17 protein-coding genes are annotated in these 16963 nt (G+C 49.6%); 11 read left to right on the top strand and 6 right to left on the bottom strand.

Going from position 1 to position 16963, the window contains the following annotated elements; all coding sequences use genetic code 11:
- Positions 1-4: 4 nt before the first annotated feature.
- The 4 genes from mreD to csrD all read right to left on the bottom strand — a co-directional run bounded on the left by mreD (position 5) and on the right by csrD (position 4958).
- Positions 5-496: a rod shape-determining protein MreD gene (gene mreD / locus HA49_RS20125; RefSeq protein ID WP_038016801.1), complete on the bottom strand. Its 492-nt coding sequence runs from the start codon at positions 494-496 to the stop codon at positions 5-7.
- Positions 493-1503 (bottom strand): rod shape-determining protein MreC, encoded by a 1011-nt coding sequence (gene mreC, locus HA49_RS20120; protein WP_038016799.1) that lies wholly within the window; start codon positions 1501-1503, stop codon positions 493-495. Before mreC ends, mreD begins: the two co-directional genes overlap by 4 nt.
- A gap of 139 nt (positions 1504-1642) precedes the next feature.
- A complete protein-coding gene (gene mreB / locus HA49_RS20115) occupies positions 1643-2686 on the bottom strand; it encodes a rod shape-determining protein MreB (protein ID WP_038016797.1) in 1044 nt (347 codons plus the stop codon).
- Between the two features lie 319 nt (positions 2687-3005).
- On the bottom strand, positions 3006-4958 hold the full coding sequence (gene csrD, locus HA49_RS20110; RefSeq protein WP_038016795.1) for an RNase E specificity factor CsrD: 1953 nt from the start codon (positions 4956-4958) through the stop codon (positions 3006-3008).
- A 237-nt stretch (positions 4959-5195) separates the two neighbouring features.
- On the opposite strand from csrD, the gene msrP reads away from it, so the two are divergent.
- From msrP to fis, 10 genes are all read left to right on the top strand, one after another.
- Positions 5196-6200: a protein-methionine-sulfoxide reductase catalytic subunit MsrP gene (msrP, locus tag HA49_RS20105; RefSeq protein WP_038016793.1), complete on the top strand. Its 1005-nt coding sequence runs from the start codon at positions 5196-5198 to the stop codon at positions 6198-6200.
- Complete coding sequence (gene msrQ / locus HA49_RS20100; RefSeq protein WP_046791923.1) at positions 6200-6814, top strand: protein-methionine-sulfoxide reductase heme-binding subunit MsrQ; 615 nt, start codon at positions 6200-6202, stop codon at positions 6812-6814. The genes msrP and msrQ overlap by 1 nt, the downstream gene beginning before the upstream one ends.
- 228 nt (positions 6815-7042) lie before the next feature.
- Positions 7043-7495 carry a type II 3-dehydroquinate dehydratase gene (gene aroQ, locus HA49_RS20095; protein WP_038016791.1) on the top strand — a complete coding sequence of 151 codons (453 nt, stop codon included), beginning with the start codon at positions 7043-7045 and terminating at the stop codon, positions 7493-7495.
- A 21-nt stretch (positions 7496-7516) separates the two neighbouring features.
- Positions 7517-7984: an acetyl-CoA carboxylase biotin carboxyl carrier protein gene (gene accB / locus HA49_RS20090; RefSeq protein ID WP_038016789.1), complete on the top strand. Its 468-nt coding sequence runs from the start codon at positions 7517-7519 to the stop codon at positions 7982-7984.
- Between the two features lie 10 nt (positions 7985-7994).
- Positions 7995-9344, top strand: coding sequence for an acetyl-CoA carboxylase biotin carboxylase subunit (gene accC, locus HA49_RS20085; RefSeq protein WP_038016787.1), 1350 nt, complete (start codon positions 7995-7997; stop codon positions 9342-9344).
- A 69-nt stretch (positions 9345-9413) separates the two neighbouring features.
- Positions 9414-9656: a DUF997 family protein gene (locus HA49_RS20080; RefSeq protein WP_038016785.1), complete on the top strand. Its 243-nt coding sequence runs from the start codon at positions 9414-9416 to the stop codon at positions 9654-9656.
- Positions 9640-11103, top strand: a complete 1464-nt coding sequence (panF, locus tag HA49_RS20075; protein WP_038016783.1) for a sodium/pantothenate symporter — start codon at positions 9640-9642, stop codon at positions 11101-11103. The genes HA49_RS20080 and panF overlap by 17 nt, the downstream gene beginning before the upstream one ends.
- An 11-nt stretch (positions 11104-11114) precedes the next feature.
- A complete protein-coding gene (gene prmA / locus HA49_RS20070; protein WP_038016781.1) occupies positions 11115-11996 on the top strand; it encodes a 50S ribosomal protein L11 methyltransferase in 882 nt (293 codons plus the stop codon).
- Positions 11997-12380: 384 nt separating this feature from the next.
- Positions 12381-13346, top strand: coding sequence for a tRNA dihydrouridine synthase DusB (gene dusB / locus HA49_RS20065; RefSeq protein WP_038016779.1), 966 nt, complete (start codon positions 12381-12383; stop codon positions 13344-13346).
- 24 nt (positions 13347-13370) lie between these two features.
- Positions 13371-13667, top strand: a complete 297-nt coding sequence (fis, locus tag HA49_RS20060) for a DNA-binding transcriptional regulator Fis (RefSeq protein ID WP_000462905.1) — start codon at positions 13371-13373, stop codon at positions 13665-13667.
- A 189-nt stretch (positions 13668-13856) separates the two neighbouring features.
- Here the strand turns inward: fis and HA49_RS20055 are convergent, their stop codons facing one another.
- The gene (locus HA49_RS20055; RefSeq protein WP_038016777.1) at positions 13857-14825 is read right to left on the bottom strand and encodes a PDR/VanB family oxidoreductase; all 969 of its coding nucleotides are present in this window, start codon (positions 14823-14825) and stop codon (positions 13857-13859) included.
- Positions 14826-14836: 11 nt separating this feature from the next.
- Positions 14837-15868 carry an aromatic ring-hydroxylating oxygenase subunit alpha gene (locus tag HA49_RS20050; protein WP_038016775.1) on the bottom strand — a complete coding sequence of 344 codons (1032 nt, stop codon included), beginning with the start codon at positions 15866-15868 and terminating at the stop codon, positions 14837-14839.
- A 125-nt stretch (positions 15869-15993) separates the two neighbouring features.
- Here HA49_RS20050 and HA49_RS20045 point away from each other — a divergent pair, with 125 nt between their 5' ends.
- Positions 15994-16911 carry a LysR family transcriptional regulator gene (locus HA49_RS20045; RefSeq protein WP_038016773.1) on the top strand — a complete coding sequence of 306 codons (918 nt, stop codon included), beginning with the start codon at positions 15994-15996 and terminating at the stop codon, positions 16909-16911.
- The last annotated feature ends 52 nt before the right edge of the window (positions 16912-16963 follow it).

Genomic DNA, 16963 nt, shown 5'->3' with positions numbered 1-16963 from the left:
TCACTCACTGAACGGCAAACTGATAACGGATTTTACGCATTAGCAGGAACAACCAGGGCCAGAGTACCCCATTGACTATTCCGCCCCAAAAAATCTCTGGTCGGAAAGCCACATCGCTGACCAGAAACTCCGCCCAGAACACTACAACATCCACAAATAACGATAACACTGTCACCATGCAGGCTTGTTGCCAGAGGGCAAGATTGCGGAATAACTGAAATTTATAAGCCACCAGATAGGCTACGAGACTTAAAGCCAGCGCCCTGACCCCCAGTGTTGAACCAACAATGAGATCCATCACCGCGCCCAGAAAAAAACCGGTCCCCACATTGACCCGATGAGGCAATGCCAGAACCCAGTAAAGCAGAATCAACAATAACCATGATGGCCGGAACATATAAATCTGTTCCGGCCACGGCATAACTTCAAGAATCAGAGCAACAAGAAAAGATAACCAGATGACCCAGCGTCCCTGACTGCGATAACGACTACTCAAGGACGGTCTCCACGCGATGCTCCGCTCGCCGGTGGAACGGTAGCACCGGCCGCAGGGGCCGTATCATCGCTGGCGGGTGCTTTACCCGCCTCACCCGCCGGCGGCAACACCTGGGGCATCATCTGTAACAGTCGATCATCGGCAGCCTGGCGAACAGCTTCCGGAGTCACGGCAGCCCCGTCATTATTTCCGGTGTTCCACAGTAGTAACAGATAGCGTAACCGCTGGAGTCCGGCGGTTGGTTTCGCCTGAATAACCGTCGTTGCGCGCCGGGTATCTACAGTCACAGAAGAAACCACAGCCACCGGGTAACCTTCAGGGAAACGTCCCCCCAGTCCGGAACTGACCAGAACATCCCCCACCCGAATATCCTGGCTGCCCGTCATATTTTCCAGTTGCAGATCCTCAGAACATCCTGCACCCGACGCAATTGCGCGGACATCATTTCTCAATACCTGAACCGGTAACGCATGGGATGCATCGCATACCAGCATGACTCTGCTGCTAAATTTACCAACGGAGACCACCTGACCAACGACCCCTTTATCGCTAATCACTGGCTGGCCTTCATAAACACCGCTGTCACTTCCTCGATCAATGATCACCTGATCACTGTATGGATCCGCTCCCGCAGAAATTACCTGAGTGATCATTTTACGCTCACCAGGACGCAGCGGAGAGCCCAGCAGCTCCCGCAGACGAATATTTTCCTGCTTATATTGTCCCAGTAACAACAGCTCACTGTTTTTCAGCATCAGTTCACGGCGCAACGCATTGTTCTGCTGTTCAAGCATTTGACGCGACGCAAATGTCTCTGCAGCGCCATCCAGGAAACGTCTCGGGCCATCAGCCAGAAAGTAGAATGGACTAACAGAGGTATCAAGATAGCTGCGAATTTCGCGGAAAGAACCCACGCGGCTATCAGCAACGATGATCGCTATCGCAGCAATCACGGCTAAAACTAAGCGTAACTGCAGAGACGGGCCTCTGCTAAAAATCGGCTTCATAAATCCTGCGTGTTCCTCGACAAATATTAAGGGAGTGCGATTAGCCTGCACTCCCTTAGGCTGGACACGTCATCATTGGGTGTTCACAAGCAACGTGGCCGGCGGACTCCACCAGCCATCAGTACAGTCCTGCCAGCTATTATTCTTCGCTGAACAGGTCCCCGCCATGCATATCTATCATTTCCAACGCTTTACCACCACCACGGGCAACACAGGTCAACGGATCTTCAGCGACAACCACCGGAATACCGGTTTCTTCCATCAGCAAGCGCTCAAGGTTACGTAACAATGCACCACCACCGGTCAACACCATACCGCGCTCCGAAATATCGGACGCCAGTTCCGGCGGGCATTGTTCCAGCGCGACCATCACAACACTGACAATACCCGTTAATGGTTCCTGCAATGCTTCGAGAATTTCATTAGAGTTCAGAGTAAATCCGCGAGGAACACCTTCAGCCAGATTACGACCACGAACTTCAATCTCCAGCACTTCATCGCCCGGATAGGCTGAACCAATTCCATGCTTAATTCTTTCCGCAGTAGCTTCACCGATCAGCGAGCCATAATTACGACGGACATAGTTAATGATAGCCTCATCAAAGCGATCACCACCAATACGTACAGAAGAAGAATAGACCACTCCGTTCAGAGAGATCACCGCTACCTCAGTGGTACCCCCACCAATATCCACCACCATTGAACCGGTTGCTTCAGAAACCGGTAATCCGGCACCGATAGCAGCAGCCATTGGCTCTTCAATCAGGAATACTTCACGGGCACCTGCACCCAGCGCAGATTCGCGGATAGCACGGCGTTCTACCTGAGTCGCTCCCACCGGCACACACACCAGTACGCGCGGGCTTGGGCGCATAAAGCTGTTACTGTGAACCTGTTTGATAAAGTGCTGGAGCATTTTTTCAGTCACGAAAAAGTCAGCAATAACACCATCTTTCATTGGACGGATGGCTGCAATATTACCGGGTGTGCGGCCCAGCATCTGTTTAGCTTCCTGGCCAACCGCTGCAACACTTTTTGGCGAACCGGCACGATCCTGACGGATAGCAACGACAGAAGGCTCGTTCAGCACGATGCCTTGCCCTTTTACATAAATCAGGGTATTGGCGGTACCCAGGTCAATGGACAAGTCATTTGAAAACATGCCACGAAATTTTTTAAACATACTAAGGGGTAATCCTGCAAGCTGGGGGCGGAAAATAAAATCCGCTTACTTTACCAACCACTCGAAGCCGCCACAAGGCGCAACAACATTCTGCTTCGGTGAAAAAATAATCAATTGTACATTTGTGTTATTGCGTACTGTGGCAACACTCATCACAGCACTGTAAACCCGACATTTTTCGGCCAGAAGCTATGACCACAAACTAATGTCAGAAACAAAATCTAACATTTAGTTTTTTAATTTTCCGGCCCCGGCCATTCTGTTCCGGTAGCGCGTTCCACGGTTAAGGAAATACACCACGACTCAGCCGCTTTTTTCTCTAATCCACCGGCAAACTCCGCCGGGAAACACTCTGTGCAAATTTAACCGGTAAGGGTGGCGCAATATAGTCACCTTGTCCACCATTGACACCTAAATTTACCAACATCTGCCACTCTTCCCGGGTTTTAACTCCGGTAGCAAACACTAGTGTAGAAGCCGAAAGGCAGTTCTCCACCAGGCTGCTCACTAATAACTGGTTTTCTGGCCGGCGATCGATATTGCGCACCAGCCCGGCATCCAGCTTAATCATCTCTATTTTTACTTGCTGCAGATATTCACTGCTTACCAGGGTCTGCCCCGCCTGGCTGATAATAATCCGGCAACCAAAAGCGTTCAGTGCCCGTAGTACAGGGAACAACCGATTGATATGTTGACCCACATCTGCTTCTGCAAGTTCAAATAAAAAGTGTTTTCTTTGCGAACGGGGAATATCTAACAACATCTTATAAAGCCAACGGACAAATGGCCCCTGCAATAAAGCTTCGGTTGTCAGCGGAAAAGACCATGAACCCGGCACCGCTCCGGCAGCCAGAGCCGCTATCCTCGCCAGCCACTGACGATCCCAGCGAGCGGCTAATCCCAGTGAGCAAACTAACGGCATATATTCTGCCGCTAAAACGTATTTATTGTCATCTTTAATTCGGCCCTGCAATGCACGGTGATGAACATAACCTTCCCTGTCTATGACTGCTTTCTGATACAGCTCAGGTCCTCCCAGTTGACAGGTTTTTTCCAGTAATGTCCGCCAGCGTACGCTTCCGCGTCCCGCAATACTGATATTTCCCTCTTCCACCGCCCAGTTATTCCCTCCCAGTAAGGTTGCTCTGCGCATCGCCAGTTCCAGTCGTTCCATAACTCCGGACACTGACTGACCACGCTGCCAGTCGCTGATAGCTATGTGTATAAAGTCTTCTTTATCGTAGTTATGCAGAGGAGACAAACCATCGGCGGCGGTAATCAATTTTGCCGCAATACCTTCGGCCTCCTTCAGTGAACGGTGTGGCAGAAGTAGCGAAAAATCCTGATGGAAATAGCGCGCCAGTAATGCTCCGGGATAACAGGAAAGCATCGCCGATAAGCCATGAACCAACTCAAATAACTGTTGATTATCAGCATGTTCTTTCACTCCGGAACCGGCAGATGAAGATTCAGTAAAACGGATCATCATAATGCAGCCATGCTCGCTGGCATCTTCCTGTTCATCGAGTAATGTCGCAAAACGGGATTCAAAGAACAGCCGGTTATTCAGGCCACTTTCGGTGTCCAGTGAGGCAAATTCACGAATTAAAGTTTCAATCCGCGCGTGCCGGACTCCTGCCTGTTCAACTTCATGCAGCAAACTATCGAGTGCCTGCCCCACCTGTAACGGCCATTCCTGTTGGTGTGATCTGACACCGAATGATCGTTCGCCACGTAATATTCGCTCCGTACGGGCTTCCAGCAGCGCTATTCCCATTGACTGGCGGTGCATCCAGAGATGCAGCAATATTAAAAGCACTGACATCGCCAGCACGACAAGTGCCATAAATATAAACGTTGAGATTCCGACGAATGAACGCAGCCAGGTTAATACCGGGTTCAGAATGGCAATGCGTACGGTCAGCGAGGGGTGATGCAGTAAAGTGGTTGAAAAATGATAAAACTGATTCGGGGTATCTTCCAGTAACGGCACTTCCTGACGTCTCAGAGCGAGAACGACCTGACGGCCATCATAGAGCTCAAGTCTTTCGATATTCACCACCGGCATGATCCCGCGCAACCAGTTTTCCATATCCTGCGGTCGGTGGGTAAACAGAGCCTGATCCATTGATGTGGCCAGAGTATTGAACTGGTGCTCGATCCGTTGTTTATTCAGCCAGAGAAAACTGGCAATACATCCGGCTAACATCAATAACATTGCCAGCATACTGGCAAAAGTAATGATCGCCGTAAGGCGGGCAGTTGAACGCATCCCTGTTCTCCCTGAAATGTTCTCTAAACAATGTCACGCCCCTTGTGACAAGCCTGCAAAAATAACATAAGTTAGCTGGTCAGACAGTGCCAACTCGTGTCAAACACGTTTTTTTACGTTATTCCCTATACCAGAACAAATCTTCGCCAGATATTATGGTGGAATATCGCAAAGGCGGTTCCGACAAAACGGACCAATGCCTGATACAGAGCCTGACGGCCACTAGGGAGCCTGCCGATGAATAAACCGTTAAAAGAATCCGATGTCACCCCGGAACAGGTATTTAACCGTACCCGCCGCGAACTTCTGAAATTACTGGGGATCAGCGGTGCTGCATTGACCCTGCCCGCTTCGGCGAACGCAGGAATTACTGACTGGCTGACTGGCTCTTCAGACAGCCCTGCGCCGGCCAGCGGAACACATCCGCTCCGGTTTAGCTCTCCGGCTGAGTGGCAGGCTAAACTGACACTGACCCCTGAGAACAAGGTGGAAGGCTACAATAACTTCTATGAGTTCGGTATGGATAAAGCGGATCCCGCGGCTAATGCCACCCATTTCAAAACATCGCCATGGCAAATCAGTATTGATGGCGAAGTAGCCCGCCCGCTGACACTGAGCATGGACGATATTTTTAAAAAATTTCCTATGGAACAACGTATCTACCGGATGCGCTGCGTTGAAGCCTGGTCAATGGTCGTGCCGTGGATAGGTTTCAGTCTGGCTTCATTACTGAAAATGGCCGAACCCACCAGTCACGCGCGCTATGTTGCTTTTCAGACTTTGTACGATCCAAAGCAAATGCCTGGTCAACAGGAGAGCCTTAACAGCGCTGGCCTGCATTATCCTTATGTTGAAGGTTTACGACTCGACGAGGCAATGAACCCACTGGTCCTGATGACCACTGGCGTCTATGGTAAAAGTTTACCGCCACAGAATGGGGCGCCACTGAGGCTGATTGTGCCGTGGAAATATGGTTTTAAAGGGATAAAATCGATAGTTAAAATCAGCCTGACACGCGAACAGCCCCCCACCACCTGGAATCAGTTGGCCTCAAACGAATATGGTTTTTATGCCAATGTTAATCCACATGTTGATCACCCGCGCTGGTCACAGGCTACAGAACGATTTATTGGTGCCGGCGGCTTATTTGATGTCAGTCGCCAGCCGACACTGATGTTTAACGGTTATGCCGACCAGGTGGCTTCTTTATATAAAGGCATGGACTTACGGAGAAACTTTTAATGTCAGCACAGAACCACCGGACACCACGGTTACTGGTGGCATTCAAGTGTTTGCTGCATACTCTCGCTTTTAGCCCTTTTATTTATCTGGTGCTGGCAGTGCGGGCTGGTGAATTTAGCGCCGATCCGGCCAAAGATATTCAGCACTTTACCGGCCTGATTGGACTCAAACTACTGCTGTTGACACTACTGGTCAGCCCGCTTTCGCGCTGGCTTCATCAGCCGTTACTGATGCGTTGCCGCAGACTGATTGGATTATGGTGCTTCACCTGGGCAACCTTGCATCTGTTGAGTTACTATTTTCTGGAACTGGGGGTGCATAATATTTCGTTACTGGGTCAGGAAATTGTCCGCCGTCCCTATCTGACTCTCGGAATGATCAGTTGGTTAATATTATTTTCTTTGGCTGTCACCTCTTTTCGTCGCCTTCAGATCCAAATGGGACCACGCTGGCAAAAGCTGCACAACGGTATTTATTTGCTGGCCATCCTGGTTCCGGTACATTATCTGTGGTCAGTGAAGGCCTACTCCCCACAACCCTTTATCTGGTTCGCTCTGGCATTGCTGTTATGCGCGTTGCGTTACAAAAAATTGCTGCGGAAAACCGGCTTCTGAATATATCTGATTGGCTTCCGAGGTTAAATTCTGTTAAAAAACCCCACAGGCACATAAGTGATAAACTTCGCAGATAAACTGACTAACCTGCGGCGAATTGCGACGAAACAGGTATAATTAAAACCCACTCTCCCTCTCAAACCGTCTTTTTCATCAGAATGGGTGACAAATGGTGGCAGGGAGAGTATTTTACGCGATGTCTTTATTATTGCAGGAGATAGCCACACGATGGCTGACAACTTTCATATTTTAGTTCTGAATGGTCCGAACCTTAATTTACTGGGTACCCGTGAACCGGAGACCTATGGTCATACCACATTGCAGGATATTACCAGTGGATTGAATCAGCTCGCACAGGAACTTAATGTGGGAATCAGTCACCTGCAATCGAATGCGGAATATCAGCTGATTGACCGTATTCACGAGGCACGAGGCAATGTGGATTATATTATTATTAATCCTGCCGCATTTACGCACACCAGCGTAGCCCTGCGTGATGCATTGCTGGCGGTCAGTATTCCTTTCATTGAAGTGCACCTGACTAATGTGCATGCCCGTGAACCTTTCCGCCATCATTCCTATCTTTCGGATGTTGCCGCCGGCATTATTTGCGGATTAGGCCCCGACGGATACACATGGGCTTTACATACGGCAGTTAAACGCCTGTCAAATTCAAATTAAACAGAGTACGGAACCACACTCATGGATATTCGTAAAATTAAAAAACTGATCGAACTGGTTGAAGAATCCGGCATCGCTGAACTCGAAATTTCAGAAGGTGAGGAGTCAGTTCGTATCAGCCGTACCCCTGCTAACATGGGTTACCCTGTCATGCAGCAGGCGTATGCAGCGCCAATGCAATCAGCCCCTGCTGCTGCTCCAACCGCTGCCGCTGCCCCTGCTGCTGAACCAGCAGCTGCCAGCAAAGAGCTGAGTGGCCACATTGTCCGTTCACCCATGGTCGGTACTTTCTACCGTACCCCGAGCCCGGATGCTAAAGCATTTGTGGAAGTCGGACAAAAAGTGACTGCCGGTGAAACACTGTGCATCGTTGAAGCAATGAAAATGATGAACCAGATCGAAGCCGATAAATCTGGTGTTGTCAAAGCAATCCTGGTAGAAAGCGGCCAACCTGTTGAATTTGACGAGCCACTGGTCGTCATCGAATAACGAGGCAACCATGCTGGAAAAAATAGTTATTGCTAACCGTGGTGAAATTGCCCTGCGCATTTTGCGTGCCTGTAAAGAACTGGGCATCAAAACCGTGGCAGTGCATTCCACAGCGGACCGTGATTTAAAACACGTACTGCTGGCAGATGAAACCGTTTGTATCGGTCCTGCTCAGTCGGTTAAAAGCTACCTGAATATTCCTGCTCTGATTTCAGCCGCAGAAATTACCGGCGCTGATGCTATTCACCCGGGATACGGATTTTTATCTGAAAACGCTGATTTTGCAGAGCAGGTAGAACGCTCAGGCTTTATCTTCATCGGCCCGAAAGCCGATACCATTCGCCTGATGGGTGATAAAGTTTCTGCTATTCATGCGATGAAAAAAGCAGGTGTTCCTTGCGTACCAGGCTCTGACGGATTCCTGGGCGATGACATGGACAAAAACCGTGAAATTGCAAAACGTATCGGCTATCCGATCATCGTTAAGGCCTCTGGCGGCGGCGGCGGGCGCGGTATGCGTGTGGTTCGTGGCGAAAAAGATCTTGAACAATCCATTACTATGACTCGTGCGGAAGCTAAAGCGGCTTTCAATAACGATATGGTTTATATGGAAAAATACCTGGAAAATCCTCGTCACGTCGAGATCCAGGTGATGGCTGATGGTCAGGGGAATGCTATCTATCTGGCCGAACGTGACTGTTCAATGCAGCGTCGCCACCAGAAAGTGGTTGAAGAAGCTCCGGCACCTGGCATTACTCCGGAACTGCGTAAATTTATCGGTACCCGCTGTACTCAGGCATGTATTGATATCGGTTATCGTGGCGCGGGTACGTTTGAATTCCTGTTTGAAAATGGCGAGTTCTATTTCATCGAAATGAACACCCGTATTCAGGTTGAACATCCGGTGACTGAAATGATCACTGGCGTGGATCTGATCAAAGAACAGTTACGTGTTGCCGCGGGTCTGCCGCTGAGCATTAAACAGGAAGATGTTGTGGTACGCGGTCATGCGATTGAATGTCGTATTAACGCCGAAGACCCGAATACCTTCCTGCCGAGCCCGGGGAAAATTACCCGTTTCCATGCACCGGGTGGCTTTGGCGTTCGCTGGGAATCTCATATTTATTCCGGTTATTCTGTACCGCCATATTATGATTCAATGATTGGTAAACTGATCACTTACGGCGAAACCCGTGAGGTCGCCATCTCCCGCATGATCAATGCGCTGGGTGAGTTGATTATTGACGGTATTAAGACCAACATCGATCTACAGTTAAAAATTATGGCTGACGAGCATTTTCAGGCGGGTGGAACTAATATCCACTACCTGGAGAAAAAGCTGGGTCTGCAGGAAAAATAATTTTTTTCTGGATTTAACCCAAGGCCGGATTTTCCGGCCTTTTTATTTGTCTTGTGGTTGAGGTTTGCGATGGATCCTCGCTTTATTCAGGCCCATAAAGAGGCACGATGGTCATTATTACTGACTATTGGCTGGCTGATTGTCTGGGCTGTGAGCGCGTGGCTGGGAGGAAATACTCCGGGTATTACCGGTTTCCCCCGCTGGTTCGAATTATCCTGCCTGTTTGCGCCACTGTTATTTCTGTTTTTATGTGCTTTGATGCTGCGTTTTATATTCCGCGACATCCCGCTGGAGGATGCCGGTGAACAGTAAAATAATGATTCCTTTGCTGGCCTATCTGCTGGTCGTTGCTGCCCTGTCGCTGTTTGCCGTGTGGCAACAGAAACGAGCCAAAGGCTCTTTCCTGAGTGAGTATTTTCTTGGAGGCAGAACACTTGGCGGCTTTTTACTGGCAATGACACTGACAACCGCTTATGTCAGTGCCAGTTCATTTGTCGGAGGCCCCGGAGCTGCTTATAAATATGGCCTGGGCTGGGTGTTTCTGGCTATGGTACAGGTGCCCACGGTCTGGCTGTCGTTAGGTGTACTCGGCAAAAAGTTTGCTATTCTGGCCAGGCGTTATAACGCCGTCACCCTTAACGATATTCTGTATGCTCATTTCCGCAGCTCACTGGTAGTCTGGCTGGCCAGTATGACATTGCTACTGGCCTTTATTGCGGTCATGACCGTGCAGTTCATTGGCGGAGCCAGATTACTGGAAACCGTTGCAGGTGTTCCTTATACCCGTGGATTATTGATTTTTGGTGGCGTAATCGCTCTCTATACGGCACTGGGAGGATTTCGGGCTAGCGTGTTGAACGATGCCATGCAGGGCATTGTGATGCTGGCAGGCACTTTTCTGCTGCTGTTTGCAGTACTTCATGCCGCCGGTGGCCCGTCACAGGCAGTGACCACCCTGAAGTCTATTGATCCGTTGCTTACCGACCCACAGGGCGCTGGCAATATAATCAATGGTCATCTGTTGGCCTCATTCACTGTGCTGGTCTGTTTTGGGGTACTGGGACTCCCGAATACCGCAATCCGCAGTATTGCTTATCGCGACAGTAAAGCAATGCATCGTGGCATTTTTATTGGCACCTTGATGATGACACTGCTGATGCTGGGAATGCATCTGGCCGGCGCCCTGGGTCGGGCGGTCATTCCAAATCTTACGGTGCCTGATTTAGTCATTCCGACACTGATGATTAAAGTCCTGCCGCCCTTTGCTGCCGGAATCTTTCTTGCCGCACCAATGGCAGCAATCATGTCGAATGTAAATGCTCACTTACTACAGGCCTCTGCCACGATTATTAAAGATCTGTACCTGAGAATATCCCCACACCGGTCAACAAATGAACGTCATTTACGTCGGCTGTCTACCGGATTGACGCTCGCTCTGGGGTTACTTCTGATACTGACGGCATGGCGGCCACCAGACATGATTATCTGGATGAACCTGATGGCATTCGGTGCCCTGGAAACGGTATTTCTCTGGCCACTGCTGCTGGGTTTATACTGGAAACCTGCAAATGCAACAGGAGCTGTCTGCAGTATGTTGTGTGGCGCTGTCAGCTACGCATTACTGGCCAGTTTTAATATTCACTGGTGGAATTTCCATCCGATTGTTCCGTCACTGTTACTGAGTCTGGCCGCGTTTCTGATTGGCAACCGGCTGGGTAAACCAACACCCCGCGCCCCGCTGCCGGGTGTGAAGAGATAAAGAGATACGTTATGCCTTGGATCCAAATCAAAATTAATACCTCTGGTGCTCACGCTGAAGAGACAGGTGATGCACTTATTGAAAGTGGTGCGGTATCTGTCACTTTTCAGGATACACACGACAACCCGGTGTATGAACCACTACCAGGAGAGACCAGGTTGTGGGGGGATACGGATGCCATAGGTTTGTTCGATGCCGAAACCGATATGCAACAGGTGATAGGTATGCTGGAGCAGCAACCACAACCGGGCCCGGGTTTCCGCTACAAAATTGAACAGATTGAAGACAAAGACTGGGAACGTGAATGGATGGATAACTTTCATCCAATGTGTTTCGGTAAACGGCTGTGGATTTGTCCTAGCTGGCGGGAAGTCCCGGATCCCGGTGCAGTCAATGTCATGCTGGACCCTGGGCTTGCTTTCGGTACCGGCACCCACCCTACCACTTCGCTATGTCTGAACTGGCTGGATAGTCAGGATCTGACAGGAAAAACGGTGATCGACTTCGGCTGTGGTTCCGGGATCCTGGCGATCGCCGCACTTAAACTGGGAGCCCGTCATGCTATCGGAATCGATATCGATCCTCAGGCTATCCAGGCAAGCCGTGACAATGCAGAACGTAACGGGGTATCTGACAAACTGGATCTTTACCTGCCACATCAGCAACCCCCCGGACTGAGCGCAGATGTCGTCGTCGCTAATATTCTGGCCGGCCCCCTTCGCGAACTGGCCCCATTAATCGGTGTACTGCCGGTCAGTGGCGGTAAACTGGCACTGTCTGGTGTGCTGGCAAGTCAGGCCGACGATGTTTGTTCAGCCTATACAGATAAGTTTGTTCTGGATCCGGTAGCTGAGAAAGAAGAGTGGTGTCGTATCACAGGTCAACGGAGATAAGTTTCCGACAGGGTTGTGGGGCCAGGCTGCAGGATTTGCGTTCTGGTGCCTACTGCTAAAATGCGTGTCAGTAAAACTGTCTGGCGATTTTTTAGTGGGTATCTGCCCTTTTATGACAAATTTTATACTACAGATATGCTGTAAATTGTCCCATGGGCTGTTTTTTATCTGGTATATCGGGGCAAAAGAAAGAATTTTTTTAAGTGACCATACCTGGATGACAGTCTAAGTTATTGATATTTTTACTTATGTTAAATTTATCATTCAGGAAAGATGAATTTACGTGATCAATGACGGTATATTGTTCAAAGTTTGGCCTTTCATCTTCGCAAAAAAATGCGTAATATACGCCGCCTTGCGAACATATAAGGTCATCTCTTTTCCATGCGCATTGGATCATACCAGCTCCGAAACCGACTGATAGCTGCGCCAATGGCCGGTATTACCGACAGGCCATTTCGTACGCTTTGTTTCGAAAATGGTGCAGGTATGACAGTATCGGAGATGATGTCATCGAACCCGGAAGTTTGGGCCAGTGACAAATCCAGATTGCGTATGGTGCATAGCGATGAGCCGGGTATTCGCTCAGTACAAATTGCCGGTGGTGACCCCGATGAGATGGCTGCGGCCGCAAGGATTAATGCAGAATCCGGCGCCCAAATCATTGATATCAATATGGGCTGCCCCGCCAAAAAAGTGAACCGAAAGATGGCTGGTTCTGCATTGCTTCAACACCCGTCGCTGGTAGAGTCTATCCTGCGGGCGGTGGTGAATGAAGTTGATGTTCCGGTGACTCTGAAGATTCGTACTGGCTGGGATACCGAAAATCGCAATTGTATAGAAATTGCCCAATTGGCTGAACGTTGTGGCATTCAGGCGTTAACTATTCACGGACGAACCCGGGCTTGTCTGTTTAACGGTAACGCAGAATACGACAGCATTCGGACAGTTAAGCAGAACGTGTCCATTCCCGTCATCGCGAATGGAGACATTACTGACCCGCATAAAGCCAGGGCTGTGCTTGACTACACCGGAGCGGATGCTCTGATGATAGGCCGTGCAGCCCAGGGAAGACCGTGGATCTTCCGGGAAATCCAGCATTATCTGGACACAGGAGAGCTGCTTGCGCCAAAGCCACTCGCTGAGGTGAAGCAAATGCTGATTGGACACATACGGCAGCTGCACGACTTTTATGGTCATGGCAAAGGATACCGTATTGCCCGAAAACACGTTTCCTGGTACCTGCAGGAACATGCTCCTGATGACCAGTTTCGGCGCACATTCAACGCCATAGAGGATGCCAGTGAACAACTGGAGGCGTTGGAGGCATACTTCGAAAATCTTGCGTAAACGAAAAAAAGAGCTGAAAGAACTATGTTCGAACAACGCGTAAATTCTGACGTACTGACCGTTTCTACCGTGAATTCACAGGATCAGGTAACCCAAAAACCACTTCGTGACTCGGTTAAACAAGCACTGAAGAACTATTTTGCTCAGTTAAATGGTCAGGATGTTAATGACCTGTATGAGCTGGTATTGGCTGAAGTTGAACAGCCTTTGTTGGACATGGTGATGCAGTACACCCGTGGCAACCAGACCCGTGCAGCACTAATGATGGGTATTAACCGTGGTACTCTGCGTAAAAAACTGAAAAAATACGGCATGAACTAATCGCTCATACGTAACAGTTTGAAAAGAAAGGCACTTTCCTGACGAGGACAGTGCCTTTTTGTTTATGGAATATTGGCAAGTTTATTTCTTAATCCTTACCGCAACGCAAATTAGGCGTTATTTTTAAGTACCGTTGATTTGCTTAATTATCAAATTTATTTCTGCCTTAAAATTTCATAGCCCGTTGTATCACAAAGCGACCACCAGCTCTCCGGAATGGCTGCGGGAGCAGCACAGGGCGATATGTTGTTGGTCGGCTGATTTTTCCCCCTCCGACTGGACGGTGTCCCGGTGATCTACCGTGCCGGAAACCACCGGGGTCAGGCAAGCGCCACACATACCCATTTCGCAGGAAAGTGGAACATCGATACCATTTTCCAGCAACACGACAGCAATGGTTTTATCTGCAGGGACAGTAAACTGTTCACCGGTTGAGGACAACGTGACGGTAAAAGCACCGCTGTCATCAACAGACTGTGGGATCTCCGGTGGCCGGAACGCCTCTGTATGGATACTGGCTTGCTGCCAGCCCTGCCGGAGAGCATTCTCCGTCATTTGCGTCATAAATCCTTCCGGGCCACACAGATAAATATGAGTATCCGCAGAAGGAGTCAGTAATTCTTCAGGAATATGCGTTCTGGGAGAATATCCGTCACTGCTATACCAGAAATCGCATTGACCATGCTGCAACGGCCGTGAAAGCTCGCGGGTAAACGCCGCACTGTTGCGGGTTTTCAGATAATAGTGAAGCACAAAGGGTACGCCAGTTGCTTCAAGCGCTTCCGCCATCGCATAGAGCGGCGTAATACCAATACCCGCCGCCAGTAAAATGACCTTTTCCGCAGGAACCAGCGGGAATAAATTTTTGGGTGCAGACACTGTCACTACCTGCCCGGGACGCAGTACATCGTGTACATAAGCAGAACCCCCACGTGATGTTTTCTCGCGTGCGATACAGATTTCGTATTGAAAGGGATTATCTCCCTTACCGGTAAGAGAATACTGGCGAATCAAATTTTTGCGCAGATGAAGGTTAATATGTGCACCGGGCGTCCACTCAGGGAGTGGCCGGCCATCCCGCGATACCAGGGTCACCCCCAGGTTATTATCTCCCTGGCGGTAAAGTGCATCGACAATCACATCAACAGATATCGTCATTATTTGGCTCCCTAGACCAAGAAAAACTCACCGAAACCCATTTTTTTCAGGCTACGACGATAGGCTATTGAGCTTCGGTCTGCCGGAATGTGAGCTTCCAGGGTCATATCCAACGGCAGATTCTCAGGCATCTGTGTTTCCACCATCAGCCGGTCCTCTTCAAACACCCGCTGATTAAAGTCATACACATCCTGAACCGGAATATGCAGATCAAAATTTCGGGCAATAGGGGCAAACATGCGCGTTTTCCTGGCCGACACCGGTGAAGCAGCATTCATAATCACCAGCCGTGATTCGCCCGGGAAATGGATAGTCAGCGTGGCGGTAAAAGGCAGGTGCATTTCAAAGTGCCGTAGCCATAAAAAACCTTCGGGTGCTTTATCCTCAGAATCTGCGGCATAGTTACTGACACTACTCCAGTAATCAACACTGAAACCATATCCGGTATCCACCGGGTTATACGCAGGCACCACCTGATTTTCAGGGTCAGCAAAAGTATCAGTATGAATCCACGCAAAATGGGCTACATCAAGAAACCCTTCTACCTGACGTCCTGCAAATCCGTTAACATCAAACCCGGGGCAGTTAATCTGCTGAAAGCCTGGTTCCTCCCACAGTGGCATCACCGGCAGACTGACCGGATTTTCCGGGTCAGGCAGCATGCAAACCCAGACCAGACCATAACGCTCTTCTACACCAAAGGTGGTGAGATTAAGTTTTGCCGGAATGGCCTGATCGGGGCTTGACGGAATACGGTTACATCTCCCTCCGGCACCGAACCGCAGGCCGTGATATGGGCAAACAATGCCACCTTCGTCGGCAAATCCCAGACTCAATGGAACACCACGGTGCGGACAAATGTCTTTTGCCACGACAACCTCCTCACCGGTTCGGTACACCACCAGCTGTTCATCCAGCAACACCGTTTTGTAAGGCGAAGTCGTGACATCCACTGAACGGGCAACCGGATGCCAGTGACGCGCCAGACGCATCCAGTCATCCGGTTCAAACGTACAATGTGCAGGAGGTGAAATTTTATTCATAGCAGCGTCCACTTCTGTCAGGTGTAATGGCTTAGATATTGTCAGGACATTCTGTGTGAACTAAGGTGTATCAGTCCATCAGCATTAATGCACATATGTGTTGCAAAAAACTGTACAGGTAATCCATGACACCTTTCTCACGTTTCGCTGTCTATTTCGCGGAAGTTGCCCGTAGCGGTAGCCTTCGTAAAGCTGCCGAGAAGCTGCATGTCTCAGCATCAGCGATTAATCGTCAGATTTTGCAGGCAGAAGACAGTTTTGGGATTGCCTTGTTCGAAAGGCTACCTGAAGGTATGCGTATGACAACCGCAGGAGAACTGTTTTACAGCGACCTGCTTCGCTGGCAGCGTGATTTCAGCCTGACGCAGCAACGTTTTGATGAGATCCAGGGGCTTAAGCGTGGCAAGGTAACCGTCGGGTTAGTTCAGGCCCTGACTGAAGGGGCATTGTGCGGAGAAATTTCGGCCATTGCCCACGAACAGGAGTGGCTCAATCTGCAACTGATGGTTGAAAGTAGTGCTGTAGTCACCAGGATGGTAAGAGACTCAGAAGTAGATTTCGGTCTGATCCTCGATCCTGGTGCTGTCAGTGGGATCGAGGTGATCGCCTTCGCCGAACTTGAAATGGGTGTGATCCTGCCTCCGGAACACCCTCTCAGTTCACGCTCTGTTATTTCACTTTCAGAACTACGTGACGAACGACATATCATCCCTGGTGGCGGCCTGGTGGTGCATGAGCGTGTCCAGTCACTTTACAATCGTTCGGGTCAGTCACCGGAATCCGTTATTTCATGTAATGATATTCGTCTTATCCGCAGTCTTGTCACCCGCGGAGCGGGTATTTCCGTGCTCAGTCGGTTGGATGTGATGGAAGATATCATCCTGAAACGGTTATGTTTTATCCCACTGAAAAACAGTGAGATGAGACCCATAACCCTGGGTTTATGCACAGCACCTTCCAGACAACTCTCGAGAGCAGCCCAACATGTCATCCAGAGACTGTCAGGAATTATCGAAACAATGAATAACGGTCTTCATCGCTGAAGACCGTCTGAGTGACCTGTGGAATTACTGTGGTAAGGGCATAACGCTCCAT

The sequence above is a fragment of the Tatumella morbirosei genome, assembly GCF_000757425.2.
Classification (GTDB): domain Bacteria; phylum Pseudomonadota; class Gammaproteobacteria; order Enterobacterales; family Enterobacteriaceae; genus Tatumella; species Tatumella morbirosei.
Note: the sequence above shows the minus strand (reverse complement) of the source record. Positions and strands in the feature narration are given on the sequence as shown.